A 26,005-nucleotide genomic window follows, 5' to 3' on the forward strand; every position below is an offset into this window, starting at 1 on the left:
TTATTTGACATCCATTCTGATCAGTGCAAAAACTGCATAGTTCAGCATATCCTGATAGTTTGCAACAACACCTTCTGATGCTACTGTCTCTCCAAGATTATCTTCAATTTGTTTCACCCTGAACACTTTCATCAGGATAAGGTCGGTCAGTGAACTCACTCTCATATCTCTCCATGCTTCACCGTAATCGTGATTTTTAGCCAGCATCAGGTCTTTTGTTTCTTTCACTTTCTGATCAAACAGGGTTTCCACTGTTTTCAGCTCCAGTTCGTTCGGATCATTCTCTGTCATTTCACTTTGCATCATCGCAATTACACAGTAATTGATGATACCAATATATTCAGGAATAATGCCCTCTCCTACTTTGGAAACTTTCTTTTCTTCCAGTGTACGGATACGCTGCGCTTTGATGAATAACTGATCGGTGATAGAGGACAAACGCAGAATGCGCCAGGCTGTCCCATAGTCTTTGGTTTTCTTTAAAAAAAGCGATTTGCAAACCGCAATTACTGAGTCGAATTCTTCTGAGGTATTTGTTGCCAAAACAATTAATTATTTAGAGTCTGATAAATTTTAAACGGCTCTTAGAAATCATTTAAATTTATCTGGTAAATTTAAACAGCTTCTTAGTTTAAAGCTATTTTAATACTGTATTTTTGTACAGAATGATGGCTAAAGATACGTTTTTAAACCGAAAAATAACACTTAACCTAAAAGGTGAACTCCTGGATTTAAGCCGCCCATGTGTGATGGGTATACTGAATTTAACCCCCGATTCTTTTTATAGCAACAGCAGAATGGGTTCTATAGATGCAGCATTGGAAAGAGCAGAAACCTGCTTAAATGAAGGTGCTGCTTTTATAGATATAGGCGCTTACTCTTCCCGTCCCGGAGCAGATGAAGTCACTACAGATGAAGAGTTGAAAAGGATCATCCCCCTGCAATAGAGGCCATCAGTAAAAGATTTCCGGAAGCAAAATTATCCATTGATACTTTCAGGGCTAAAGTTGCACTGGAAAGTATTGAAGCGGGGGCGCATCTGATCAACGATATTTCGGGTGGAAATCTCGATGAACAAATGTTTGAAACCGTTGCGGCTTTAAATGTTCCTTATATACTGATGCACATGCAGGGTACACCTCAAACTATGCAGCAAAAACCTGTGTACAAAAACATAGGACTTGAAGTGGTGGATTATCTGGCAGAAAAAATAAGTATTTTAAAAAACCTGGGTGTTAAAGATATTATTCTGGACCCTGGTTTTGGCTTTGCCAAAAATACGACACACAATTATCAGTTGTTTAATCAGCTGGAAAATCTGGACGTATTTGGCCTGCCTGTATTAGTTGGTATTTCGAGAAAATCTATGATTTATAAATTATTGGGCACTACAGCCGAAGAGGCCTTGAATGGGACTACAGTATTGAATACAATCGCTTTGCTTTGCAGAAAGGTGCATCAATTTTAAGGGTACATGATGTGCGTGCTGCAGTTGAATGTATTGCAATTGTCGAAAAAATGCAACGATCCTAAAATCTAATTTCAAACAGATTCTTAATATTTTCCTAACTTGGCAACAATGAAAGGCTTTGACTTTGATTTTCTTACGATAACAGTTACGGATGTAGTGGACATTTTGTTCGTTGCCTTCCTGATTTACTATACTTATAACCTGATTAAAAATACGCTGGCAGTTAATTTACTGCTGGGTATGTTTATTATATTGATCCTGTGGTTCGTAGTAGATGCTTTAAATATGCGTCTTTTATCTACCATCATCAATAAATTTATGAGTGTAGGGATTATCGCATTGATTGTGATTTTCCAGCCTGAAATCAGGCGATTCCTGCTGCTTATTGGAAAGAATACATTTTTACAGAAAAACAAGGCATGGTGGGGATACTTATTTGGCAGCAGAGATATCGAACGTGATAACCTGGTACGGATACGGATCAAACCTATTATTGATGCCTGCAAAAGCATGAAAAAGTCCAGAACAGGTGCCCTGATTGTTTTCGTTAAATTTTACGACGACCAGTTATTTGCCAATAGCTGTGAGCTTATTGATTCTAAAATCTCCAAACGTTTATTAGAAAGTATATTTCAAAAATACAGCCCGCTGCATGACGGAGCAGTTGTGATAGCTGAGAATAAGATTAAAAGTGCGAGCTGCATCTTACCCCTGACCGATAACGACAAATTACCTCCGCAGTTTGGTTTGCGTCACCGTGCGGGAATTGGTGTATCAGAAACAACTGATGCAGTTGCGGTAATTGTGTCAGAAGAAACCGGCGAAATTGCTTATGCTAAACAAGGCCGGGTAAGAATGAATGTTTCTTTTGGAGAATTAGAGAAATTGCTCAATAAGGATTTTTAATTTATTACTTTTCAAAAATACAGGGCAATAAAAAATCCGGTACAAAGACCGGATTCCTTACCGGTATTCACCGGATATATCTTTTAAGATATCAATTAGCAGTACTCATTGAAAGCACCCATCAGGTTATCAGCAATCATTTGAGCTGCACGACCTTCAATTTGATGACGTTCGATCATATGAACCAATTTTCCATTTTTAAATAATGCCATTGCTGGTGAAGATGGAGGGAAAGGCATCATGTAGCTTCTTGCTCTGTCTACAGCTTCTTTTTCCATTCCTGCAAAAACAGTAATCATTTTATCAGGATGTTTTTCATTCGCAGCAGCTAATCTTGCTGCTGGTCTTGCATTTGAAGCTGCACAACCGCAAACAGAATTCACGACTACAAAAACAGTTCCTTCCGAAGAAATAGCATTGTCTACATCTTCTGCAGTTTTCATTTCTTCAAAACCTACTTTAGTAAGTTCTGCACGCATTGGTTCAACTAAATATTCTGGATACATATATAAAAAGCTTAATATTATTCAATTTGATAAACAAAGATACAGTGCTGTTACATAGCATCAAGGAATACTATGATGAGGGTGGATAGTTTTTTACCTTGAAATTACTTTGAATCCATCTATGGCGTAAGCCGAACTAATAAATAAAAATTATTCACAGATAGGGGTACGAACAGATAATGGCGTTTAAACACTTATTACTAAATATTAGTGTCATTCATTTAAAAAACGCCAGATGAAAACAACTTTAACTTCATTAACAAACCGTTCTAAATCTTTAATTGCTCTTTGTGCAGGCCTTATCGTGCTTTTTGGCTCTTGCAAAAAAGACAGGAATAACAACCCCGCCCCAGCTACAAAAGAGGTAAACATTGAATACAGAGTAACCCTTGCAAATCCGACTGTTAAATCTACGGTGAACATTCTTTACACACCTGCGGATAAAGCCTGGACGATTATCCCGGAAATTAATCCTGCTTTCTCAAAAAAATTCACCAAAACTGTTAAAAAGGGTGATGCCATAAAGTTTGAAGGTTTCATCACCGATGGTGGAAATGTAAATTAGAGCTGTTAATTGATGGTAAAACAGTCTATTCTGAGACTTGCTACAACAGATCCTTTCTGAAGGATGAACCTAAAGATATATATACATTTCAATAAACATATTTTTTACCATAAGTCCTTCACTACTGAAGGACTTATTTTTCGACCCTTAATCTATAATTACTTAGTAGCTTTTAAAAGCTCAACTTTTTCCTTTTCACTTTGCAATAAACGTTCATATAGGTTTTTGTTCTCAGCTTGTAAAGCTTCCAGCTTTTCAAGAGTCTCAACCCATTTTTCAATAGGGTTAATTGCACAATCGGTATAGGTTGTAACAGTATTCTGAGCATGTTCTCCTAACGCTCCACTTGAACCTTCATAATTATTCTGAATATTACAGATCGCCGTTTCCTCATCAAAATTTCTGATAGCCTCTTCTGGAACTTTTAAAATCTTTGCTATTTCAGCTAAAACATCATCCTCAATTTTCTCCTTCGATTCTAAAACAGAGATCCTTTTTTGACTGATTCCATTCACCACCTAACTCATACGCGAGGACTTCTTGTTTCAGGCCGAGCATTTCTCGAAAGCGCTTAACATTTCGGCCTTCATGAACCTTTTTTGGACGTTTTTCAGTAATACTCATATTGATTAAGTTTAGAATTCAAAGGTAATACAATCCTTCAGCAGATTGGTTAAATAAAGAAACGAATTCTATTCTTAATAACATATACGAATTCAGGGTTCGTCTAAATTATTCAGTATGGTATAATAAAGATAAGCGGTTCACCAGACCCAAACGAGCCGGGCTGTGGTCTGTCAGGCATCTATGTTGGGAAGGGGTTGGTAAGGCCAATGGCCTTACCAACCCCTTCCCAACATAGATGCCTGACAGAACCTGTCCTCTTTCTCTTCCTATCTAAACATAAAGGACATTTTTTAAACATATGTTCACATATCTGTTATATCAATCTATAGGAATAAACCGTTTAATAACTAAATAAGACTTACAACCATACAAACCAGAGTATCATATCATTTGAAAATCAGGAATGTGGAGATCTTTGTATAAACATCCAAACCACATGATCCCCTTTTGAATTTGGCCAAACTATTGTGTAATTTTGTAAAAGAAAAACAGACACATTAAATAAATACAATCGGGCTGTTTTTCTAAACTTAACAATTAACTATAAATCAGTTACTTAATAAAATAAATATGTCATCAGTAGAGACTACTTATGTTCCTTTTAAAGTAAAGGACATTTCACTGGCAGAATGGGGCCGTAAAGAAATTGGATTAGCAGAAGCAGAAATGCCAGGCTTAATGTCTTTACGTGCTGAATTTGGTCCGTCAAAACCATTAAAAGGTGCACGTATCGCAGGATGTTTGCACATGACTATCCAGACTGCAGTTTTAATTGAAACTTTAGTTGAACTTGGAGCAGAAGTGACCTGGTCATCATGCAATATCTTCTCTACACAAGATCACGCTGCTGCTGCTATTGCTGCTGCAGGAATCCAGGTTTATGCTTGGAAAGGCTTAAACGAAGCAGATTTTGACTGGTGTATTGAGCAAACTTTACACTTTGGTCCGGAACAACAACCATTGAATATGATCTTAGACGATGGTGGTGATTTAACCAACATGGTTTTCGATAAATTCCCTGAGCTGATTGCTGCAATCAAAGGATTATCAGAAGAAACTACTACTGGTGTTCACCGTTTATACGAACGTATGAAAAACGGAACTTTGCATTTACCAGCTATCAACGTAAATGACTCAGTAACTAAATCTAAATTTGACAACAAATACGGTTGCCGTGAGTCATTAGTAGATGCGATCCGTCGTGCTACTGATGTGATGCTTGCAGGTAAAGTAGCTGTAGTTGCCGGTTACGGTGATGTAGGTAAAGGTTCTGCTGAATCTTTAAGCTCACAAGGTGTACGTGTTATCGTTTCAGAAATTGATCCTATCTGTGCATTACAAGCTGCAATGGAAGGTTATGAAGTGAAGAAATTCGCTACAGCAGTTAAAGAAGCTGATATCGTTGTAACTACTACTGGTAACTGTAACATCGTTCGTCCTGAGCATTTCAGAGTAATGAAAGATAAAGTTATCGTTTGTAACATTGGTCACTTTGACAATGAAATCGATGTTGCCTGGTTAAACTCTAACTATGGTGATACTAAAATCGAAATCAAACCTCAGGTTGATAAATATACTATCGACGGTAAAGATGTTATTTTATTAGCTGAAGGCCGTTTAGTTAACTTAGGATGTGCTACCGGCCACCCAAGTTTTGTAATGTCTGCTTCATTCACTAACCAGACTTTAGCTCAGTTAGAGCTTTGGACTAACCCAGGTAAATATGAGAACAAAGTTTATGTTCTTCCTAAATCACTGGATGAGAAAGTAGCGCGTTTACACTTAGCTAAAATCGGTGTTGAATTAGACGTATTAGATCAACAACAAGCTGATTATATCGGTGTACCAGTTGAAGGTCCTTTCAAACCGGAAGCTTACAGATACTAGTAGTTTTTTAAAACCTGTTAAAGGGTTTCAAATATGTGAAAGGGATGCACCGAAAAGGTTAGCATCCCTTTTTCTATGATTTATCATTTCCAAATTCATCTTCTAAACTTTCTGTCAGGTCATACATCAGCCATTGCTTGCTTGTCACATCAACGGCTTTACTTTTTAACAGTTTGATAAAATCAGCCACCCCTACCGGTTCGTTTCCGTTTCCATGAATCAATACGATACTACCGGATGCTGCTTTTTGCCCTTTAGCCAGCCATGCGTCACTACCTATCGGGATAATCCCATAAGCTAATACTTTATCTACTACCCGCTGATCAGAAACCAGTCCCGGAAACCTGAAAAACACAGAAGGGATCAAACCGTGCTGTAACATGGCCAGTTCAGTACCCAATATTTCAAAATTCATATCTGTGCCGGGTTCCAGTAAAAAATTAGTTCTTAAGGGAGCTTTAGGGCTTACATGATGATTAAAAGAATGATTTATACAGGTGATTTCAATTTCTTTTTTCGCAACGAGCTCTTTAAGCCAATTCAAATCATCAGTATGTGTTAACATCCACCTTCCGGTAATAGAAAGTGCTACAGGCACTGGTTGTTCAACCTTCGCGAACTCTTTAATGAGTGAGGTGAAAATTATCCTGTCAAGCGGTTTATGCGAAGGACAAAGATCGATGGTCAGTGTTATTCCCTTGTCTTTGGGGAAACCATGCGTTACACCTGCATCCTGTAAAGCCAGAGCTTGTTTCGCAGCAGCCGAACATGCTTTGAAATAGGCCGTCTGCTGAAAATATACTTTTGCAGTTTCCCAGTTCATTGATTTGAAAACAACGGATGAAGCGGACAGTAATTGTGTAGACAGCGTTTGAGGATTTACAGTCAGATAAACCAACTGTCCATCTTTCTCCATTTTACGAATCACTAAAAGCTCGTCGCTCTTTAGTTTAGCCACCCCGGTATAAACCGTATAATTTTTAATGACCTGCTGGCGAAACCGTCATTTGACCCAAAAAATAAAAAACAACAAATAATTACACAGATCGTTAACCTGTTTACAATAATATTATACCTGTTCATGTTTTATGGATTATCTTTGTACATGGCAAAACTATCAGTAAATATCAATAAAATAGCCACGTTACGCAACAGTCGCGGGGGAAACAATCCAGATCTGGTTAAGGTAGCACTTGACTGTGAACGTTTTGGTGCGGAAGGAATCACTGTACATCCAAGACCTGATGAACGACATATCCGTTATCAGGATGTATTCGATCTTAAAACAGCCATTTCAACAGAATTCAATATAGAAGGTAACTGCAAAGAACAAAAATTCATTGACCTTGTACTGGCCAACAAACCTGCACAGGTAACACTGGTACCGGATACTGAAGGACAGATCACTTCCAATCATGGATGGGATACTATAAAACATCAGGCTTATCTTAAAGAAATGGTACAGCTGTTTCAAAAAGAAGGTATCAGAGTTTTCTATTTTCACAGATCCGGTAAGAGAAATTATCGAAGCTGCAAAAACTACAGGGACTGATCGTATAGAACTTTATACAGAGTTTTATGCAGCAAATTATTCCAAAGATCCGGTTAAAGCAATAACGCCTTATACACAAGCAGCACATACAGCTAATAAACTAGGGTTAGGGATCAATGCTGGCCACGATCTTGATCTGCATAACCTGAAATATTTTGCTGATAACATCCCTAATTTACTGGAAGTTTCGATCGGTCATGCCTTAATTAGCGATGCTTTGTATTTAGGTCTTGAGAACACGATTCAGCTATATCTGAAACAATTGTAGAATATATTTAGATCGGCCTATTCCATTGGAATGGAACTGAAATTTTAATACCTTTGCGCAAATTTATTGTTAACCGTCATGAGTTTAAACATCCATTACAAAGAAGACTTTAAAAACCGTCATATCGCTCCAAATGCGGAGGATACTGAGGCTATGTTAAGCACCCTTGGTCTGAGTTCTATTGCAGAATTGATTGAACAAACTGTTCCTCAAAAAATCAGGTTAAAACAACCCCTTAATTTACCAGTTGCTAAGTCTGAGAAAGAATATTTGGAAAGCCTTAGACAAACGGCTTCACTGAATAAGGTTTTCAAATCTTATATCGGACAAGGATACTATGACACCACTACCCCAGGAGTAATTCTGAGAAATGTGATGGAAAATCCAGGATGGTATACTCAATACACTCCATACCAGGCTGAAATTGCACAAGGCCGTTTACAGGCTTTACTGAACTTTCAGACTATGGTCATCGACCTTACAGGTATGGAAATTGCAAATGCCTCTCTTTTAGATGAAGGTACTGCAGCTGCTGAAGCGATGTTTATGCAATTCAGTTTGCGTAAAAATCAGCAGGCAAGAAAATTCTTTGTTTCGGAATTATTATTTGCACAAACAATAGATATTCTAAAAACACGTGCAAATCCATTCGGAATTGAACTGGTAATCGGTGATCACCAGACATTTGAAGCAACTGAAGATTTCTTCGGTGCTATCGTTCAGTATCCGGCAGGAAATGGTGAAGTATTCAACTATGCTTCATTTGCTGAAAATGCACATGCTAAAAACGTTAAATTAACTGTTGTAGCTGATATCTTGAGTTTAACCTTATTAACGCCTCCAGGAGAATGGGGAGCTGATATCGTTGTAGGTACTACACAACGTTTTGGTGTACCAATGGGCTTTGGTGGCCCACATGCTGCATTTTTCGCAACTAAAGATGAATATAAACGTTCTATCCCAGGCAGAATTATCGGTGTAACAATTGACGCACATAACAACTATGCTTTACGTATGGCGCTGCAAACAAGAGAGCAGCACATCCGCAGAGACAAAGCGACATCAAATATCTGTACTGCGCAAGCTTTACTGGCTATCATGGCTGGTTTCTATGCCGTATATCATGGCCCGAAAGGTCTTAAATTAATTGCTGAAAGAACTCACGGCTTAGCTGTGGCACTTTCTTTCACAATCAATTGAGCAAATCGGTTACAAACAATTAAACAAGGTTTATTTTGATACGATCCGCGTTGATTTAGGTGAATTAAAAGATTCTATTCACAAAGAATGTATCGATAACGAAATCAACCTGAACTATAACGGTACAGTAGCAACGATTGCATTAGATGAAACGACTTCTATTGCAGACATCAAATTACTGAACAAGATATTTTCTAAAGTAAAAGCGATCTCTGCAGACAGCGTTGAATTAGCTAACGAAAAAAAAAACATTGAGACTGTAATTCCTGCTGCACAACAACGTACATCAGCTTACTTAACTCACCCGGTATTCAATTCGCACCATTCAGAACATGAAATGCTGCGTTATATCAAATCTCTGGAGGCAAAAGATCTTTCTCTTTGTCATTCGATGATTGCTTTAGGTTCATGTACCATGAAATTAAATGCAACGACAGAAATGATCCCTGTGACCTGGCCGGAATTTGGCAGAGTTCACCCATTTGCTCCGGCAGATCAGGTAGCTGGTTATTATACTGTATTTAATGAGATTGACCGCTGGTTAAGCGAAATCACTGGTTTTGCAGCAATGAGCTTACAGCCAAATGCTGGTGCTCAGGGTGAATATGCTGGTTTAATGGTCATCAGAGCTTATCACCAGGATCGTGGTGATGATCAGCGTAACATCGCTTTAATCCCTTCTTCTGCACATGGTACTAATCCTGCATCAGCAGCAATGGCTGGTATGAAGATTGTGATTGTTAAATGTGATGCAAACGGTAATATCGATGTAGCTGATTTAAAAGCAAAAGCTGAAGAGCATAAAGCTAACCTTTCATGTTTCATGGTTACTTACCCATCTACACATGGTGTATTTGAAGAAAGTATCATTGAAATCTGTGAAATTATCCACGCTAATGGCGGACAGGTTTATATGGATGGTGCAAACATGAATGCTCAGGTTGGATTAACCAGCCCTGCAAACATTGGCGCTGACGTATGTCACCTGAACTGAACTTACATAAAACATTCTGTATTCCTCACGGTGGTGGTGGTCCTGGTATGGGCCCGATCGGCGTAGCTGCTCACCTGGTTAAATATCTACCAGGACACGCGGTTGTTAATATCAACAATGAGAAATCGATTCACGCTGTATCTTCTGCACCATGGGGTTCTGCATCTATTCTGATTATCTCTCATGCATATATTGCAATGATGGGTGGCGAAGGATTGAAAAATGCAACTGAATATGCAATCTTAAACGCTAACTATATGAAAGCGCGTTTAGAGAAACATTATCCTGTACTTTATTCTGGAAGTAAAGGACGTTGTGCACACGAAATGATCCTGGATTGCCGTGAATTCAAAAACTTCGGTATTGAAGTAGTTGATATCGCGAAAAGATTAATGGATTATGGTTTCCATGCACCGACAGTATCTTTCCCGGTTGCTGGTACTTTAATGGTTGAACCTACAGAAAGTGAGCCTAAACATGAGCTTGACCGCTTCTGTGACGCATTGATGATCGCAATCAGAAATGAGATTACTCAGGTTGAAAAAGGCACACTGGATAAAATTGATAATCCACTAAAAAATGCCCCGCATACGGCTGCTACTGTTACTGGTGACGAGTGGTCGCATAGCTACAGCAGACAAACTGCTGCATTCCCATTACCATATGTTGCAGAACATAAATTCTGGCCTTCAGTAGCAAGAGTTAACGATTCATTTGGCGACAGGTCATTAGTTTGTGCTTGTCCTCCGATCGAAAGTTATATGGAAGAAGAAGTGTCTTTATAAAACCAATCTGATTCCTTTATTATAAAAGGAGGGTCATTTTAAAAGATGACCCTCTTCTTATTAAATATATAAATGGTCAAAGAATTAATTACGCTTCTATTTTATATCTTTATATTAATCCCTGTGATCTTTTTATAACATTTTAAGCTGATGAACACTAAAATTAACCTGCTGGTAATTGACGATGATGATATCAATATCTTCATTATTAAGAAAATCGTCGTAGAGAAAACAGGCTACGAAGCTAAAATGGTTGCAAAGACAAATGGGCTGATGGCTATCGATTATCTGAAGGAATTGATGGAAGGTGACCAGATATTACCTCATTTAATCCTGATTGATATTAATATGCCTGTGCTGAATGGCTGGGAGTTTCTTGATGCCTACGAAAAACTAGGTATCCAAACGGATATAGACATGTATATGCTGTCTTCTTCTGTTTATGAGAATGATATTGAAAAAGCCAAAACCTATAAAACAGTAAAAGGGTTTATTTCTAAACCCCTCTCTATTGAACGTTTGGTCGAACTCTTTGAAGGCAAAAGTTTAGACTCTATACAACCTTAAACTGACCTTCCTCACCGAGTTCAATAAAGCCTGTTGCTTTACTTTTACCATGATAAAAAAGACAATTCCAATGTTCTTTAACAGCCTGCTGTCCAAATTCTTCTCTTAATTCCATTGATTTGCGACCGTCATAATCATATTTCGCAATAAACTTTTTTTTTAAGCAATTCTTCTGGCTCTGGCAAAACATCACCACCAAAAAACACCATATCTTCTCCATCATCTAATAACCATGCCTGGTGAAAAGGAGTATGTCCGCCAGTTAGTATATGTCTGATTCCAGGCATAAAATCTCCTGTTTCATCTACAAAAAGCAAAGTCGCGTTACGCTGCAGAAAATCAAAGATTTCAGTTCTGTAAGAAGATGATGTATTTGTAAAAGCGCCCTCCCCCACTCACCACGCTGAATTACATACGTAGCATTGGGAAAACTAAGCTCCATTCCATTATTTTCTTTATGAACCATACCACCAGCATGATCAAAATGCAGATGTGACATCAATACATAATCAACATCATCAGGATCAAATCCAGCCTTTCTGATATTTTCATGTAAAATCAACTGTCCTTCACTATTACTGTAACCCAGCCCAGTGTCCAGTACGAGTAATTTATCTCCTAGTTTAACAAGGAAAGGGTTAACACATGTATAAATAGAGATCCGGGTCTGTCTTTAGGGCTATCTGTCTGAGGATTAAAAGGGATAAACTTTTTATCGGCTGCTACAGAATAGGAACCTTCATATAAAGTAAAAACTTGCAATGGCGTAGGTATTAGTCAAAAGAATAATTAATGATATATTTACAATCAATTGCAAAGATATGGAACCTGCATGAAATACCTTCATGCTAACGTCATTACCGCTTTTAAACGGGTCCTTGCAGCTAAGACAAAACAAAAACTAAAAAGCTAAATGAAGAAAAGATGGGTGCAAGCCGTAAAAGGTAAAGTAGAAACAACAGATTCGCTTGCACAGCAATTAAATATAGATACAAGCTTAGCCGAAATATTAGTACAAAGAGGCATTACATCTTTTCAGGATTCTAAAGACTTCTTCCGTCCGCAGCTTACACAATTATATGATCCTTTTTTAATGAAGGATATGGACAAAGCTGTAACCAGAATTGATCTTGCGCTGGCGGCTGGCGAAAATATAATGATCTACGGTGATTACGATGTCGATGGGACTACCTCAGTAGCTCTTGCATACAGCTTTTTCAGTCAGTTTACCCAAAATATAGAATACTATATACCTGACAGACATAAAGAAGGATATGGAATATCCACAGCAGGAATTGATCACGCAAAAGCTCAGGGTATCACCCTGATTATTGCTTTAGACTGTGGTATTAAATCAAATGATAAAATTGATTATGCCAATACGCTTAACATAGATTTTATCATTTGTGATCACCATTTTACGGGTGATGAACTTCCCGCAGCAGTTGCCATACTCGATCCGAAACGCCTGGACTGTCCTTATCCGTTTAAAGAACTTGCGGGTTGCGGAATAGGCTTTAAACTCGCACAGGCTTATTGCCAGACACATCAGCTTCCGGTAGAAAATTACGAACGATACCTGGATTTAGTGATGGTTTCCATTGCAGCAGATATTGTTCCTATAGTAGATGAAAATCGTACCCTGGCGTATTTTGGACTGACTGATCAGTTAAAAACACAAATCCATGTACAGGGCTGAAAGCTTTAATGGATAGCTGTGGTAAAAACAAAGATTTCACGATTACTGATGTCGTATTTACCCTGGCTCCCCGCATTAATGCTGCCGGACGTATGGATCACGGTAATCAGGCAGTTAAAATGCTGTTATGCACAGCAGATACACTGGCAGCAGAACAAAGTCTTTTCATTAACTTACAAAATACAGATCGTAAAACATCAGACCAGAACATTACTGCAGAGGCCCTTGCCCTGATTGATGAATCTGAGATCCTGATGAATAAAAAAACCACAGTAGTTTATAATGACCACTGGAATAAAGGAGTAATCGGGATTGTTGCTTCCCGTTTAACAGAAAAATATTACAGGCCAACTGTTGTATTAACGCTTTCTAATGGGATGCTGACAGGATCGGCACGCTCAGTAGCAGGTTACGATCTTTATGAAGCCTTATTAAGCTGTGCAGATTTACTGGAACAGTTTGGCGGGCATAAGTTTGCCGCGGGTATGACTATTAAACCTGAAAACATTGAAGCTTTCTCTGACCGGTTTGAAACTGTAGTTGCTGCTACGATAACAGAAAATTTACTTTGTCCTGAAATTCTGATTGATAATGAAATTTTATTGACACAGATAGATGGCAAATTTCAGCGTATCCTTGCTCAAATGGCACCTTTCGGGCCGATGAACCCTGCACCAGTATTTGTTAGCCATGATGTATATTACGTGGGAAGACCCTATATTGTAGGTACAAAACATTTAAAGTTGAGTATTAAACAACAAAATTCCCCTATTTTTGAAACCATTGGATTCGGACTTGCGGAATTTGAACAACTATTACAACCTGATCAACCCTTTTCTATTTGCTATACAATAGAAGAAAATGTATGGAAGGAGCAAAAGCGTTTACAATTAAATATTAAAGGAATAGAGATTAATAACCAATCATATAAATGATATTAAGAGCTGATAATCTTATAAAAGTACAAACAGCGGACTGGACTGTCGTAAATGATGTTTCGTTTAGTGTGAGCCAGGGTGAAATCGTAGGACTGCTAGGCCCTAACGGAGCGGGAAAGACTACTTCCTTTTATATGATTGTGGGACTGATCAAGCCCAATGAAGGTAATATTTACCTCGGTGATGAAGACATTACCAAGGATGCAATGTACCGCAGAGCACAAAAAGGGATTGGTTATTTAGCACAGGAAGCTTCTGTATTCAGAAAACTCTCGGTTGAAGATAACATTCTGTCCATCCTGGAGATGACAACCATGACCAGGGTAGAACGGGAAGAAAAACTGGAAGAATTAATTGATGAATTCAGTTTGCACAAAGTGAGAAGAAACCGGGGTGATCTTTTATCAGGAGGAGAACGCCGGAGAACTGAAATTGCCAGAGCACTGGCAGCAAGTCCTAATTTCATTCTCCTGGATGAACCTTTTGCAGGAGTAGACCCTATTGCAGTAGAAGAAATCCAGACTATCGTCGCAAAACTTAGTAAGCAAAATATCGGTATCCTGATCACCGACCACAATGTTCAGGAAACACTTTCCATTACTGACAGGGCCTATTTATTATTTGAAGGTAAAATACTGGAGTCTGGTACTCCCGAAGTTCTTGCCGCCAATGAGATGGTAAGAAAAGTCTACTTAGGTTCCAATTTCGTACTTCGCAGTAAAAACTTATAAGCTGATAACATGGCAATTGTAAATTCTATTTTTACCTGGTATATGAAAAAGCGTGTCCACCAGATAGAGCTTTTCATGAAATATCCCATAGATGTCCAGGAGGAATGGTTTCATAACCTGATTTCGTGTGCTGAAAACACAGAATGGGGAAAAAAATACGATTATAAGTCTATTGAAACCCCAGAACAGTTTAAACTACGTGTTCCACTACAAAACTACGATTCCTTAAAACCTTATATCGAGCGGATGCTTAAAGGTGAGCAAAATATTCTCTGGCCATCAGAGATTAAATGGTTGCCAAATCATCCGGAACAACCAGTGACAGAAGCAAGTTTATACCTGTTTCTCCTGAAGCCCTGGAAGAATGTCATTTCAAAGGGGGGAAAGATATGATTTCTATCTTCTGTAACAATAAACCGACCAACCAGATCCTAACTGGAAAAGCACTGGTATTGGGAGGCAGCCATCAGATCAATCAGTTAAATGAAGACTCTTTTTATGGAGATCTTTCTGCGGTATTGATCAAGAATCTTCCAATGTGGGCAGAATATTACCGTACGCCGGATATTTCGATAGCCCTGATGGATGATTACGAACAAAAAATGGATCGAATGGCAGAAGCCACCATTAAAGAGAACGTAACTAATATCTCGGGCGTACCAACCTGGACTATTGTCCTGGCTAAAAAAGTACTTGAAATTACGGGTAAGAAAAACCTGCTGGAAGTATGGCCTAACCTGGAACTTTATTTCCACGGCGCAGTTAATTTCAGTCCTTACAGGGAGCAGTTTAAAGAATTGATCCCAAGAGAAGATATGTATTATCTGGAAACATATAATGCTTCTGAAGGCTTCTTTGGCATACAGGATCAGGTAAATTCTGAAGAAATGCTGTTAATGCTTGACTATGGCATTTATTATGAGTTCTTACCTTTAGAACAGCTTTGTGATGATAATCCGGTTACCCTTAACCTTGGAGAGGTAGAACTGCATAAAAACTATGCAATTATTATTTCTACCAATGCTGGTTTATGGCGTTATGTAATTGGTGATACGGTTCAATTTACCTCTCTATCTCCTTTCAGAATCAAAATTACCGGCCGGACCAAACATTTCATCAATGCTTTCGGAGAAGAAGTAATTATAGATAATGCTGAACAGGCAATTAGTAAAGCTTGTAAGGAAACAGGAGCAGCTTTTAAGGATTATACCGCCTGTCCTATTTATTTCAAAGGAAATGATGCCGGCGGACATGAATGGATCATAGAATTTGATCAGCAGCCTGATAACTTCGAAAATTCGTAGACGTTTTAGATCAGACCCTTAGAGAAATCAATTCTGATTATGATGCTAAACGATTTAACGATATGGCACTTTGCAGACCAAAAGTTCACAATGCACCAAAAGATACTTTTTATAACTGGCTGAAATCAAAAGGTAAATTAGGCGGACAGCATAAAGTACCCAGACTGGCTAATGAAAGAAAGTATGTAGATGAAATTTTACCGATGCTAAACGTTTAAGGAAACGGCTGCATTGAACCACAAGAACATTTTCTACTATCCGTTATCCCAAATACACGCAAATAGTTCTGGTAATAATCAGTCCTGTTTTTCATTGCAGCTACTGCTTCACCACGGTTACACTCAATTGCCCCGTTTATAATATTGGTCACCATACCAAATCCAGCTGTCCATCCTTTCACCTGATCGGCAGCTGAGGGGTTCCACTTTCCGATAATAACATCATGTGCAGAGGGTTTAATCCACTGTGGGGTCATCCAGAAATAAATAGCAGTTCAAAAAAAGAAATCACGGGATCTTTAAGCAAAAGATCCGGGTCACTTAGTAATCTGTTTTTGTCTCCGAAGATGCATTCAGAAGCAAAGCCATAATTACCATTATAGCTTAATTGAAGTGGTCCCCGGCCATAATATTTCTTCCCCGCGACTGCTGGATAAACAACATTAGTTGCCAGATATGCATTCGTAGTATCCAATTCCCGTTTTAACATTAACCCGTCGTTGAAATGGCCATCCTGTCCATTCCTTGTCTCATGAGCAGCCTGCGCAAAAAAAGCGGCCAGCTCTCTCTGGTTAATCTTTCGGTCTGGGTTATTACAAAACAAACTGTAATCAATTGTCATACTGGTATATTCCTTTTGTTTCGCCCAGACTTCATTCCAGTCTTTGTCCTGACGAACAACAGTCTTCTTCCCTGTACGTTTATCAAATCTGGTAATCTTATAAATAAAAGGCCCCCTTTTTTCTATCTGAATATTTACCTGTGCTAAATTCTGAACAGCTTTTTTAATAAAGAAGCATAAGTATAAAACTTATTCCTCAAAGGAAAGATCTTATTGAAAGCCGACGGAGTAAGCAAGGAAGAAAATGATACAGGAGCATCTTTATAAATAGATTTGTTTAAATAAGATGCACTTGCCGGAAGTACAGTACATAAACAGATCAATACAACAGTAATAAGTTTAACGCCTTTTTGTCTCATAATTTTCTTTCGGTTTTACACCTGAGAAAATAGAAACTTAATAAATCCCAAGCAAAGTCTAATTATACTCATAATTTATAAAAATGAATAATATTCATACATAAACATACACGGAGCGGTCATTATCGGTGACGCATTGTCCTGGCCACTTACAGGATTGTCTAATTGACAAAAGGTTTTAATATTATAGTTAATCAGCATCATTTTATTAAAAGAACAATTTATACAACAATCAAACCAGTTTTTTGTTTAATTCATAATATTATTCTCAAAACGATTTCCTAAACCATGCTGGAAAAGGGGCTAAAATGGGGTTCTATTACAAAAGAAAACAGATTCTGAAAAAAATCAATGACAAATATTAAAACGCCAGATAGTCTAATTCCCGATAACGATGAGATAAGGTTGAAAAAACTTTATCAATATGAAATTCTAGGTACCCATTCTGAAACGGATTTTGATACGATCGCCTTAATGGCGGCCGAAATCTTTGGCACAAAGAAAGCTTTTGTCACATTCGTCGATAAAGGACACGTTTTTGTCAAAGCGAGTAGCAGCCGGATCGAAGTAGATCATATTTCCAGAGCCTATGGTCTTTGTTCTCTTAGCATTATGGAGGATGATTTAACGATATTCCACGATACCCACCAGTTTCCTGAACTCATGAAAAACCCTTATATCGCCAGATCAGGGGGTGTTAGATTTTATGCTGCCGCACAGATCAGAACTGCCGATGGATTTGCATTAGGAACAGTTTGTGTCCTGGATGCTGAACCCCGGACAACTGTTACAGAACACCAGTCAGTCAAGAATGCTTCAGCTACTTTCGAGAATGGTCATGGAAAAACTGGAAACACGCATGGTCAATAGAAAAATTGTGAGAGCTTATGACGATCGTTTACATCGCCTGGCCCATGATATGAAAAATCCCATTACATCGATTTCTTTATATGCCCAATTATTGGGTAGCAGGGAAATGAGCAGTGAAAAGGTATTTAATATGGCTGCCAAGATTGAGAACTCTTCTAAGGGGATAGAGAAGAAATTAAACAACCTGCTTACAGATGCCAGAAGTGAAAATTCTATTATAGAGTTAATTCATGAACCGGTAATCATTACAGATTTACTTTTGCAGATGCAGCAATCATTTGAACTTTCATTAGCTGCAAAAAATCAAACTTTAATCATCAACAATGACCTTTCTGTTTTAATTTATGCAGATAAAGAGCGTATCCTTGACGTTTTGGACAACCTGCTGAGCAATGCAATGAAATACTCTTACGAAGGTGCGGTCATTACTATTAACACTTCTTTAGAGGACGATGAACTGGTTATCGAATTTAAAGATGAAGGATTAGGTCTGAGCGAAGACGATAAAAAAAAGCTGTTTATGAAATTCGCAAAACTAAGTGCTATTCCTACCGCACATGAAAAATCTTATGGCTTAGGACTTTTTATTGTAAAAATGCTTGTGGAAAGCCATAAAGGGAAAGTATGGGCAGAAAGTGAAGGTAAAAACTTTGGAAGTTCATTTTTCATCTCGCTGCCCACATTTAAGCAATAGAATATTAAAGGATGCCTCCCATATATGGATCAGAAATTGACTCCTCACCAGTTTCTACATGCCCGGCATATTGCCTGCTATATGTCTCATCCCCTGCCTGGATGGTAAAATCATACCATCCTGAATATTTCGAGAGATTTAAAACCACAGACTCTTTTTTTTGTGGTTTTAACTGAATTTGCTGTGGACGATCAGAAGATGTAGTGTATACTCCTTGTTTAATCAACACAACCAGGCTTTGTACCTTTATTTTCAAGCAAAACTTCAATATTTCCGCTCAGCTTTTCTTTTAATAATCCTGATTTCTCATAAGTACAGGACACCACTAGTTCCGGATCATTTTTACTGCCTTTAAACTGTCTGAAAAATCCGTTTGGCCCTCTGACCAGCAAGTCATAGTTTTCAGTCTTAAATTTATTCAATTCCAGTTCATGACTCACCTGGGTTCCGGCGTTTACCGCATAATCCCAGTTTTTACCTGCTACTGCTGCATATGGAATTAAAGAAGTTACATTAAAAGCCGCCCCTACTGGTTCCAGTAACTGTCCAAAGCCAGTTTTCCCAGATTCAAACTTTAATTCTACAGCCGTTTTTTTTTTCTCATTCAGCTTCGCCTCTGCAAATAACTGGTAGGGTAAAGCACAAGCCTTTCTTGTTCCTTTTTCCTGTACTGGCATAGCCACAGGCGATGCAGCTGCAAAAGGAGCATTACTATTGATTACAGCTATTTCGCCTGCAGTCAGTGTCAGTGCATCAGGAGTAACTTGTGCTGGTTTATTTTTAGCATTTTGAATACTGGTAACGACTTCATCTTTTTGAAGAGATTTAGGGTTGACCAGCTTTTCTCCGTTATAAGGCCTGAACGCAGAAGTCAAATCACCGCAAACGGCTCTTCTCCAATCGCTGATCTGATGACTTTTGATTTTCCTGCCTGTTTTTTTACTTAAAAACTTCTCTAAGAACTGCTGTGAGGAAGTATGATCGAATACCTGTGAATTCACATACCCGCCTTTGCTCCACGGAGAAGCAATTAGCATAGGTACACGATAACCTAAACCTAAAGGGCTCCCTTTTTTAGATTCCCATTCCACGTCAATGTTCATCTTTGATGAAACTTTACCTGTATCCGAATCATTAGGATTGGGTGCAACAAATGGTGGAATATGATCAAAATAGCCATCATTTTCATCATAGGTCAAAACGAAAATTGTCTTTTTCCAGACCTCCGGATTCTTAGTCAGGATATCAATCAATTGCTTCTGAGACATACCATGTGCCATATAACGGAGAACTCGTATGATCGGAAAAGCGCTGAGGGGCAACCAGCCACGAAACAGTTGGCAATTTACCCTGATCAACATCTGCTCTGAACTGGTGGAAGATATCATTTTTCGGAATCTCTACTGTTTCTTTAACTCCCAGATCATTCATATAAGTAAAAGGCTCCAGTTCCAGATAGTCGCCTGGCATATTGATATTTGTCGCAAAAGCTTTATCAATCAGGTTTTTCTCTTTCTGACTTAGTTTATTATATTTTTCCGTTACCTGTCCGGCAGTTAATATTTCTTTTTTATTGGTTTGATCACCATGTTTGCGGAAATAAGCGGAGAGTTTTACATTATAGCGTTTTACATACTCCAACGCGTTATCGCCATAATTATCAACCCAGTCACCAACCCTTTTATCCTGTAAATTCACTGTCCAAAGCTCATTCTGATAAACCTTCCACGATACATCATGGTCTTCAAGCAATTCTGGAAATGTGTCCCAGTCTACGAAGGTATTCGAGTGAGATTCTGCCTGCGAATTATCCACAGCAGCTATAGCCTTTCCATTTTGTTCCGGACGGATTGTTCCTGTCCAGAAAAACAGCCTGTTTGGTGTAGTACCAGTTAATGAAGAACAGAAACTATGATCACATATCGTAAAAGCATCAGCCAGGGCATAATAGAAAGGGATATCAGTACGCTCATAATGACCCAATGTCATTAATGTCTTTACCGGGACCCATTTATCGTATTTCCCCTTGTTACGTGCAGCTACCTGATCATTCCAGGAATGAGGTAATCCACCCTGCCAGGTTATTTTGGTCTTATTAATATCAATATGGAATGGGGCAAAAGTATTTCCGGAAGCATCTTGTTGCAGCCATACCTTATTCTTGTTAGGCAGAATTGCTGCGCGGGGATCATTAAATCCACGTACACCACTCAGTTTACCGAACATATGATCAAAAGAACGGTTTCCTGCATGCATCAGGAATACCACATGCTCTGCATCATAAAAAGTAGTTCCCGGATCTGCTTCAATCGCCATTGCCTTTTGTATAGACATCGGGATTACATTAGCCAAACCGGCAGCACCAGAAAACATTGCTGCTTTCTTCAAAAAGTCTCTTCTGGAATTCATTGTTGTTAATCAAATTAGGTGTATCACTATTAATCGGAACGCATTGGGCTATTAATTATTAATAATAACAGAAATATCTATAATTAATGCGCTGTAACAAAGATATTGCCCGCATAATTCTTAATTGTAAAGCCTTTGTTAAGCAATAAGAATCAATTGGTTCCTGTCATAAAATGATTCCCCCAGATTTCCAGTGCTTTAAAGATGCCAGTCAATTCTGTACCCAGTTCTGTAAATGAATATTCAACTTTTGGTGGAACTTCTGGATACACCTTTCTGTTCACAATTCCATCCTCCTCCAACTCATTTAATTGTTGCGAAAGCATTTTTTGTGTCATCTCCGGAATACTCCTGTTGATCTCACTATACCTTTTTGCGCCACCACGCAACTGATTGAGTATTTTCATTTTCCACTTACCGCTGATCACGCTAAGGGCCGCTTCCATCGCACAAGTATACTCCTGCTGTCTTTTATTTGTCATTATTAATGAGGGCATTTAAGGTTTAAATTCAATGGGTCCATAACCTACTATTAGGTGCGTGCCGTACTAAATGGTGCGTTCTTGACACGCTGATTTAAAATGAGTCCATTTGATGAATAAATATAAGAAACACAGGAGCGAAAGCCGCTTCATCAATTTAAAATAATATATAGTCATGAACAAATTAGCAGGAAAAACAGCTGTGATAACTGGTGGAAATAGTGGAATTGGTTTAGCTACAGCAAAAGAATTTATTGCACTGGGTGCAAAAGTAATCATCACTGGCAGAAACCAGAAATCGATAGATGAAGCAGTTGCTTTACTCGGAGAAAATGCTTCCGGAATAGTTTCTGATTCGGAGATATGCAACAGGTAAACAATCTTGGCAGCCAGATCAAAGCCATTTCAGAAAAGATTGATATCATCTTTATCAATGCTGGTATCGCTCAGTTCTCTCCTGCAGATCAGGTGACTGAAGGCTTTTTTGATCAGATCATGGATGTGAATTTCAAAGGTGCTTATTTTAGTTTACAGCAGTTATTACCCTTAACAAACGACGGAGGGTCTGTGATCTTCAACACGTCTGTAAATGCTTATATAGGAATGTATGGCGCAAGTGTTTATGCGGCAAGTAAAGCAGCATTAATCTCTTTGGCTAAAAACCTATCATTGGAATTGACACCACGAAAAATAAGAGTGAATTCTATTAGTCCTGGCCCTGTAGGAACACCTATGCATAGTACTGCTAAACTGGGTATTACTAGTGAACAACTGGATGAAATTGGTGGTGGATTAGTTAAACAGATTCCACTAGGCAGATTTGGATTACCCGAAGAAATTGCAAAAGTCGCAGCTTTCCTTAGCATCAGACGATTCATCGTTTATGCTTGGTGCAGATTTAATCGTTGACGGCGGGTTTATCCTGTAATCATAAGATTACAGCATTAACTGAAGAAGCTGCGAAAGCAGTTTCTTCAGTTTTTCAAAATAAAAGATCCTGTACCATAAACACGATACAGGATTTTTTTATTGAATAGATTTTAAACCTCTGCCAGGTACTTATGTACAAAGCTGATGGCCATTGAGCCCTCGCCTACCGCTGAGGCAACCCTGTTCATTGCGCCTGAACGAACATCGCCCGCGGCAAAAATACCAGCGCAACTGGTTTCCAGTAAAAACGGATCCCTTTTCAGCTTCCAGGTTTTATTGAAATTCTCATAATTTCTCAATTCACGGCCCGTCTCAATAAACCCCTTTTCGTCTTTTAGAATATCCAGTTTCAACCAGTCTGTATACGGTTTTGCTCCTATAAATATGTAAAGTGCAGAAGCATCTACTTCTTTGGTTTCTTTTGTTTTAACGTTGATCAGGACTAGTTTTTCCAGACAGCCATCTCCTTTTGCCTCTATCACCTCTGTATTTCCTAAAACATGAATATTTGGTGTATGCCCAATCTGATCAATCAGATAAGATGACATGGTCGATGTTAAATCATCCTTACGGATAACGATACTTACATTACACGCAAATTTAGACAAGTACATTGCTGCCTGACCAGCAGAGTTACCTCCGCCAATAATATAAACACTTTTGTCCCTGCAGGCGGCGGCTTCTGTGGTTGCTGCACCATAATAAATTCCCGCACCTGTTAGAACAGAAACCCCTTTAACTTCCAGCTTCCGGTAATCCACACCTGTGGTAATGATTACCGAACGGCTAATAATCTCAGGCCCATCTTCCAGTATGATAGTTTTATACCCATCTTTCTGTTTAATATCACTTACCGATTGCGGTGATAAAAATCCGGCACCTAAACGTACAGCCTGGCTAATAGCCCTCCTGGTCAGATCAGCACCACTCAAGCCGGAAGGAAAGCCCAAATAATTCTCTATTCTGGAACTTGTTCCGGCTTGTCCTCCGGGAGCTTTACGCTCAATCATCAAGGTTTTTAAACCTTCAGAAGCACCGTAAACTGCTGCTGCTAATCCTGCCGGGCCAGCTCCAATAATCACCACATCATACATATCATGGATGACTTCCGGATTCTTGCCTATTTTTGCAGCAATCTCTTTAATAGAAGGTTTCGTTAAAAACGTTCCATCATCCATTAATACCATTGGTAAGTCGTCATTGGTCAGTTTATTGATCGTCAACAAATTAGCTGCATCAGGATTTGTCTGTACATCCATCCAGCGATATGGGATCAGGTTACTCGCTAAATAATCTTTGACAACATGTGATAAAGGAGAAAACTGGAAACCTACAACCCTGATTCCTTTGAACTCAGGAATGTAATCTCCCTGCCAGTCATCCAGCAGGTCATTGATCACAGGATACAACTTATCCTCTGGCGGATCCCAGGGTTTAATCAGGTAATAATCAAGTTTAACATCATTAATAGCCTTAATTGCAGCCTCAGTATCAGAATAAGCAGTTAATAAGACACGTTTAGCATCCGGATAAATCAACATTGCTTTTTCCAGAAACGCTACACCTTCCATCTCAGGCATCCGCTGATCACATAAAAACAAAGCCACTACATCAGCACTGTTTTTAAGTTCCGTCAGCATCTCTAATGCCTCCTTTGCCGAGGTTGTACTTAATATTTTATATTCTTTACTGTATTTTATTTTCAGGTCGCGGCTTATAGAACGCAAAACCTGCGGGTCATCATCTATAGAGAAAATTATGGGTAGGTTCATCTTTTATAAAATTTAAAATTCGTTAAACGGCAGACTAACCACCGTTAATTCTCCAACGGAAAACATACCGTAAATTCCGTTCGGCCTGGTACAGACTTAACCTTAACATTTCCATTATGCTGATGAATGATTCTTTGAACCACCTCCAGCCCCATCCCAGTCCCTTTACCCATTGGTTTAGTAGTGAAAAAGGGATCGAATATACTAGAAAGTACTCCTGCCGGAATGCCGGGGCCGTCATCAATAATTGAAACATTTACAAATTCTCTGTCCTTTTCTGTTTTCAAGGTCAAAGTGCCTTTAAGATTAGACTCCATTGCATCGATAGCATTATCAATCAGGTTAGTCCAAACCTGGTTAAGTTCACCTATCATACCTTTAATTTGTGGAAGCGTTTCATCATAATCTTCCACCACTGTAATATTTCCCTTCTTGATTTTATGACCTAACATGGTCAGTGTATTACGGATACCGATATGAATATCTGCATATTCTTTATCCATCCCTCTGTCCATATGGGTGAATGTTTTCACAGAACTAACCAGGTCGGCAATCCTTTTAGAAGACTCCTGGATATCTTCTACCATCCGCTCTGTGACCAACAGGTTACTGATCCAGTTAAAAACTGGTGATAAATGTTCAGCAACCGGTGCTGCACAGGCCTCTAAATCAGTAACGCTGAAATTAAAGTCAACAAAACTCTCAGCAATCGCATAGCTGTTCTCTACATTTTTAGTTTCAAACCAGTCTGCGATCTCATCTTCAAGCGCCATCCGCTGTTTCAAAGATAAAAGCGGATGTTCCTTTACACCTATGATCCCAAATAGTACCTCATTTAATTTGTCTATCTGGTCTTCGGCAATGGTAATAGCTGCTACTTTCTTAAAAACTTCAGGCCCTAGCCTTAAATGCTCCTTCAGCGAAATGGAGTCACGTACAATTGCTGACGCAGGATTATTCAGCTCGTGGGCTAATCCCGCACTCAGTTTACCTAATGCCATCATTTTTTCATTCTGCTGTTGCATCGCTGTAAATTCTCTCACCCGGTTAGTCATCACATGTACCAGTGATTGTGTGAGCTCAAAATGATGTCTGATCATTTCCTCCATTCTTTCCGTCCGGAAACTCAATAAACGCACCTGACCAATTGCCTGTGATATCCTCCAGAGACCTTCCCTCTTGAATAAGGCAGATAACCCGAAATATCTCCTTTTGTGAACATCACGAATTCACGTTTTGAACCATTCTGGAACATATGAAGACTCATTTTACCTTCTAGTAAGATATGAGGTCCCTGGATAGGATCACCAGGTTCAGCCAGATAATCGCCATCATTAAGCTGATGGTTTTCACTATTATCTATGAACCATTGTAACTGATCATCAGGAACATTTTTAAAAATATCGAGAGACTTAAGCCATGAAAGAGTTACAATATCCATGGTATAAAATTAACTAAATTTAGCTTTAGATTGTGTGCGCCAATATAAATTTATGAATCAATTGTTTACCAAAGCTTAACACTGAGGTTATTTGATATTAATAAACAAAGTTTAGTATTGCTAAACAAAAGATAAGCAGATATGAGTCTTATAAAACTAGCAATATTTGATATAGCCGGCACTACCATTAAAGATAACCATGAGGTCA

At 38.6% G+C, this 26,005-nt stretch carries 30 protein-coding genes and 3 pseudogenes; 16 read left to right on the forward strand and 17 right to left on the reverse strand.

Annotated features, from left to right (window positions below; translation table 11 throughout):
• Nucleotides 1-543 (reverse strand): DUF1599 domain-containing protein, encoded by a 543-nt coding sequence (locus ACWYN3_RS23595; protein WP_456216592.1) that lies wholly within the window; start codon nt 541-543, stop codon nt 1-3.
• Nucleotides 544-665: 122 nt separating this feature from the next.
• Here ACWYN3_RS23595 and ACWYN3_RS23600 point away from each other — a divergent pair, with 122 nt between their 5' ends.
• The 3 genes from ACWYN3_RS23600 to cdaA all read left to right on the forward strand — a co-directional run bounded on the left by ACWYN3_RS23600 (nt 666) and on the right by cdaA (nt 2,377).
• Complete coding sequence (locus ACWYN3_RS23600) at nt 666-947, forward strand: dihydropteroate synthase (protein ID WP_456216593.1); 282 nt, start codon at nt 666-668, stop codon at nt 945-947.
• A 38-nt stretch (nt 948-985) separates the two neighbouring features.
• Nucleotides 986-1,468, forward strand: a complete 483-nt coding sequence (folP, locus tag ACWYN3_RS23605) for a dihydropteroate synthase (protein ID WP_456223130.1) — start codon at nt 986-988, stop codon at nt 1,466-1,468.
• Nucleotides 1,469-1,579: 111 nt separating this feature from the next.
• Entirely contained in the window at nt 1,580-2,377 is a 798-nt protein-coding gene (cdaA, locus tag ACWYN3_RS23610; protein WP_456216594.1) for a diadenylate cyclase CdaA, read from the forward strand.
• 95 nt (nt 2,378-2,472) lie between these two features.
• On the opposite strand, the gene ACWYN3_RS23615 is transcribed toward cdaA, so the two are convergent.
• Nucleotides 2,473-2,883, reverse strand: a complete 411-nt coding sequence (locus ACWYN3_RS23615) for a BrxA/BrxB family bacilliredoxin (protein WP_456216595.1) — start codon at nt 2,881-2,883, stop codon at nt 2,473-2,475.
• A 235-nt stretch (nt 2,884-3,118) separates the two neighbouring features.
• Between ACWYN3_RS23615 and ACWYN3_RS23620 the strand changes: the two genes are divergently transcribed.
• Nucleotides 3,119-3,448 carry a hypothetical protein gene (locus tag ACWYN3_RS23620; protein ID WP_456216596.1) on the forward strand — a complete coding sequence of 110 codons (330 nt, stop codon included), beginning with the start codon at nt 3,119-3,121 and terminating at the stop codon, nt 3,446-3,448.
• Nucleotides 3,449-3,606: 158 nt separating this feature from the next.
• Here ACWYN3_RS23620 and ACWYN3_RS23625 read toward each other — a convergent pair whose 3' ends face one another.
• A complete protein-coding gene (locus ACWYN3_RS23625; protein ID WP_456216597.1) occupies nt 3,607-3,963 on the reverse strand; it encodes a transcriptional regulator in 357 nt (118 codons plus the stop codon).
• A gap of 682 nt (nt 3,964-4,645) precedes the next feature.
• On the opposite strand from ACWYN3_RS23625, the gene ahcY reads away from it, so the two are divergent.
• A complete protein-coding gene (gene ahcY / locus ACWYN3_RS23630) occupies nt 4,646-5,962 on the forward strand; it encodes an adenosylhomocysteinase (protein WP_068405975.1) in 1,317 nt (438 codons plus the stop codon).
• A 73-nt stretch (nt 5,963-6,035) separates the two neighbouring features.
• Here ahcY and ACWYN3_RS23635 read toward each other — a convergent pair whose 3' ends face one another.
• Nucleotides 6,036-6,920 (reverse strand): polysaccharide deacetylase family protein, encoded by an 885-nt coding sequence (locus tag ACWYN3_RS23635; protein WP_456216598.1) that lies wholly within the window; start codon nt 6,918-6,920, stop codon nt 6,036-6,038.
• Nucleotides 6,921-7,067: 147 nt separating this feature from the next.
• Here ACWYN3_RS23635 and ACWYN3_RS23640 point away from each other — a divergent pair.
• The 3 genes and pseudogenes from ACWYN3_RS23640 to ACWYN3_RS23650 all read left to right on the forward strand — a co-directional run bounded on the left by ACWYN3_RS23640 (nt 7,068) and on the right by ACWYN3_RS23650 (nt 11,328).
• Nucleotides 7,068-7,782, forward strand: a pseudogene (locus tag ACWYN3_RS23640) (pyridoxine 5'-phosphate synthase).
• Between the two features lie 78 nt (nt 7,783-7,860).
• Nucleotides 7,861-10,761, forward strand: a pseudogene (gene gcvP, locus ACWYN3_RS23645) (aminomethyl-transferring glycine dehydrogenase).
• A gap of 150 nt (nt 10,762-10,911) precedes the next feature.
• A complete protein-coding gene (locus ACWYN3_RS23650; RefSeq protein ID WP_456216599.1) occupies nt 10,912-11,328 on the forward strand; it encodes a response regulator in 417 nt (138 codons plus the stop codon).
• On the opposite strand, the gene ACWYN3_RS23655 is transcribed toward ACWYN3_RS23650, so the two are convergent.
• The 3 genes from ACWYN3_RS23655 to ACWYN3_RS23665 are packed head-to-tail and all read right to left on the reverse strand — an operon-like array spanning nt 11,315 to nt 11,989.
• Nucleotides 11,315-11,443, reverse strand: a complete 129-nt coding sequence (locus ACWYN3_RS23655) for a hypothetical protein (protein ID WP_456216600.1) — start codon at nt 11,441-11,443, stop codon at nt 11,315-11,317. The genes ACWYN3_RS23650 and ACWYN3_RS23655 overlap by 14 nt on opposite strands.
• A gap of 19 nt (nt 11,444-11,462) precedes the next feature.
• Nucleotides 11,463-11,723: a hypothetical protein gene (locus ACWYN3_RS23660; RefSeq protein ID WP_456216601.1), complete on the reverse strand. Its 261-nt coding sequence runs from the start codon at nt 11,721-11,723 to the stop codon at nt 11,463-11,465.
• Nucleotides 11,633-11,989: an MBL fold metallo-hydrolase gene (locus tag ACWYN3_RS23665; RefSeq protein ID WP_456223131.1), complete on the reverse strand. Its 357-nt coding sequence runs from the start codon at nt 11,987-11,989 to the stop codon at nt 11,633-11,635. The genes ACWYN3_RS23660 and ACWYN3_RS23665 overlap by 91 nt, the downstream gene beginning before the upstream one ends.
• A gap of 252 nt (nt 11,990-12,241) precedes the next feature.
• On the opposite strand from ACWYN3_RS23665, the gene ACWYN3_RS23670 reads away from it, so the two are divergent.
• From ACWYN3_RS23670 to ACWYN3_RS23685, 4 genes and pseudogenes are all read left to right on the forward strand, one after another.
• Nucleotides 12,242-13,027 (forward strand): single-stranded-DNA-specific exonuclease RecJ, encoded by a 786-nt coding sequence (locus tag ACWYN3_RS23670; protein ID WP_456216602.1) that lies wholly within the window; start codon nt 12,242-12,244, stop codon nt 13,025-13,027.
• A gap of 8 nt (nt 13,028-13,035) precedes the next feature.
• Nucleotides 13,036-13,962: a single-stranded-DNA-specific exonuclease RecJ gene (locus tag ACWYN3_RS23675; RefSeq protein ID WP_456216603.1), complete on the forward strand. Its 927-nt coding sequence runs from the start codon at nt 13,036-13,038 to the stop codon at nt 13,960-13,962.
• Nucleotides 13,959-14,696, forward strand: coding sequence for an LPS export ABC transporter ATP-binding protein (gene lptB, locus ACWYN3_RS23680; protein ID WP_456216604.1), 738 nt, complete (start codon nt 13,959-13,961; stop codon nt 14,694-14,696). Before ACWYN3_RS23675 ends, lptB begins: the two co-directional genes overlap by 4 nt.
• Nucleotides 14,697-14,705: 9 nt before the next feature.
• A pseudogene (locus ACWYN3_RS23685) lies at nt 14,706-16,218 on the forward strand (GH3 auxin-responsive promoter family protein).
• On the opposite strand, the gene ACWYN3_RS23690 reads toward ACWYN3_RS23685, so the two are convergent.
• From ACWYN3_RS23690 to ACWYN3_RS23700, 3 genes are all read right to left on the reverse strand, one after another.
• Nucleotides 16,215-16,475, reverse strand: a complete 261-nt coding sequence (locus tag ACWYN3_RS23690) for a glycoside hydrolase family 19 protein (protein WP_456216605.1) — start codon at nt 16,473-16,475, stop codon at nt 16,215-16,217. The pseudogene ACWYN3_RS23685 and the gene ACWYN3_RS23690 overlap by 4 nt on opposite strands.
• Nucleotides 16,472-16,840: a chitinase gene (locus ACWYN3_RS23695; protein ID WP_456216606.1), complete on the reverse strand. Its 369-nt coding sequence runs from the start codon at nt 16,838-16,840 to the stop codon at nt 16,472-16,474. The genes ACWYN3_RS23690 and ACWYN3_RS23695 overlap by 4 nt, the downstream gene beginning before the upstream one ends.
• 143 nt (nt 16,841-16,983) lie before the next feature.
• Nucleotides 16,984-17,199 (reverse strand): hypothetical protein, encoded by a 216-nt coding sequence (locus tag ACWYN3_RS23700; protein WP_456216607.1) that lies wholly within the window; start codon nt 17,197-17,199, stop codon nt 16,984-16,986.
• Between the two features lie 405 nt (nt 17,200-17,604).
• On the opposite strand from ACWYN3_RS23700, the gene ACWYN3_RS23705 reads away from it, so the two are divergent.
• Nucleotides 17,605-18,069 (forward strand): GAF domain-containing protein, encoded by a 465-nt coding sequence (locus ACWYN3_RS23705; protein ID WP_456216608.1) that lies wholly within the window; start codon nt 17,605-17,607, stop codon nt 18,067-18,069.
• Nucleotides 18,011-18,763 carry a sensor histidine kinase gene (locus ACWYN3_RS23710; protein WP_456216609.1) on the forward strand — a complete coding sequence of 251 codons (753 nt, stop codon included), beginning with the start codon at nt 18,011-18,013 and terminating at the stop codon, nt 18,761-18,763. Before ACWYN3_RS23705 ends, ACWYN3_RS23710 begins: the two co-directional genes overlap by 59 nt.
• Before the next feature lie 4 nt (nt 18,764-18,767).
• Here the strand turns inward: ACWYN3_RS23710 and ACWYN3_RS23715 are convergent, their stop codons facing one another.
• The 4 genes from ACWYN3_RS23715 to ACWYN3_RS23730 form a co-directional block, all read right to left on the reverse strand.
• Nucleotides 18,768-18,989: a phospholipase domain-containing protein gene (locus ACWYN3_RS23715; RefSeq protein ID WP_456216610.1), complete on the reverse strand. Its 222-nt coding sequence runs from the start codon at nt 18,987-18,989 to the stop codon at nt 18,768-18,770.
• Nucleotides 18,982-20,031, reverse strand: coding sequence for an alkaline phosphatase family protein (locus ACWYN3_RS23720; RefSeq protein WP_456216611.1), 1,050 nt, complete (start codon nt 20,029-20,031; stop codon nt 18,982-18,984). Before ACWYN3_RS23720 ends, ACWYN3_RS23715 begins: the two co-directional genes overlap by 8 nt.
• A complete protein-coding gene (locus ACWYN3_RS23725) occupies nt 20,009-21,172 on the reverse strand; it encodes a phospholipase C (protein ID WP_456216612.1) in 1,164 nt (387 codons plus the stop codon). Before ACWYN3_RS23725 ends, ACWYN3_RS23720 begins: the two co-directional genes overlap by 23 nt.
• A gap of 152 nt (nt 21,173-21,324) precedes the next feature.
• The gene (locus tag ACWYN3_RS23730; RefSeq protein ID WP_456216613.1) at nt 21,325-21,669 is read right to left on the reverse strand and encodes a winged helix-turn-helix transcriptional regulator; all 345 of its coding nucleotides are present in this window, start codon (nt 21,667-21,669) and stop codon (nt 21,325-21,327) included.
• A gap of 160 nt (nt 21,670-21,829) precedes the next feature.
• On the opposite strand from ACWYN3_RS23730, the gene ACWYN3_RS23735 reads away from it, so the two are divergent.
• Together ACWYN3_RS23735 and ACWYN3_RS23740 are read left to right on the forward strand one after the other, a co-directional pair.
• Nucleotides 21,830-22,030, forward strand: coding sequence for an SDR family NAD(P)-dependent oxidoreductase (locus ACWYN3_RS23735; protein ID WP_456216614.1), 201 nt, complete (start codon nt 21,830-21,832; stop codon nt 22,028-22,030).
• Nucleotides 22,018-22,563, forward strand: coding sequence for an SDR family oxidoreductase (locus tag ACWYN3_RS23740; protein ID WP_456216615.1), 546 nt, complete (start codon nt 22,018-22,020; stop codon nt 22,561-22,563). The genes ACWYN3_RS23735 and ACWYN3_RS23740 overlap by 13 nt, the downstream gene beginning before the upstream one ends.
• Nucleotides 22,564-22,694: 131 nt before the next feature.
• Here the strand turns inward: ACWYN3_RS23740 and ACWYN3_RS23745 are convergent, their stop codons facing one another.
• The 3 genes from ACWYN3_RS23745 to ACWYN3_RS23755 are packed head-to-tail and all read right to left on the reverse strand — an operon-like array spanning nt 22,695 to nt 25,797.
• Entirely contained in the window at nt 22,695-24,356 is a 1,662-nt protein-coding gene (locus ACWYN3_RS23745; protein ID WP_456216616.1) for an FAD-dependent oxidoreductase, read from the reverse strand.
• A gap of 44 nt (nt 24,357-24,400) precedes the next feature.
• Entirely contained in the window at nt 24,401-25,495 is a 1,095-nt protein-coding gene (locus ACWYN3_RS23750; RefSeq protein ID WP_456216617.1) for a sensor histidine kinase, read from the reverse strand.
• A complete protein-coding gene (locus ACWYN3_RS23755; protein WP_456216618.1) occupies nt 25,483-25,797 on the reverse strand; it encodes a hypothetical protein in 315 nt (104 codons plus the stop codon). Before ACWYN3_RS23755 ends, ACWYN3_RS23750 begins: the two co-directional genes overlap by 13 nt.
• Between the last annotated feature and the right edge of the window lie 208 nt (nt 25,798-26,005).

Source organism: Pedobacter sp. NJ-S-72 (assembly GCF_053890575.1).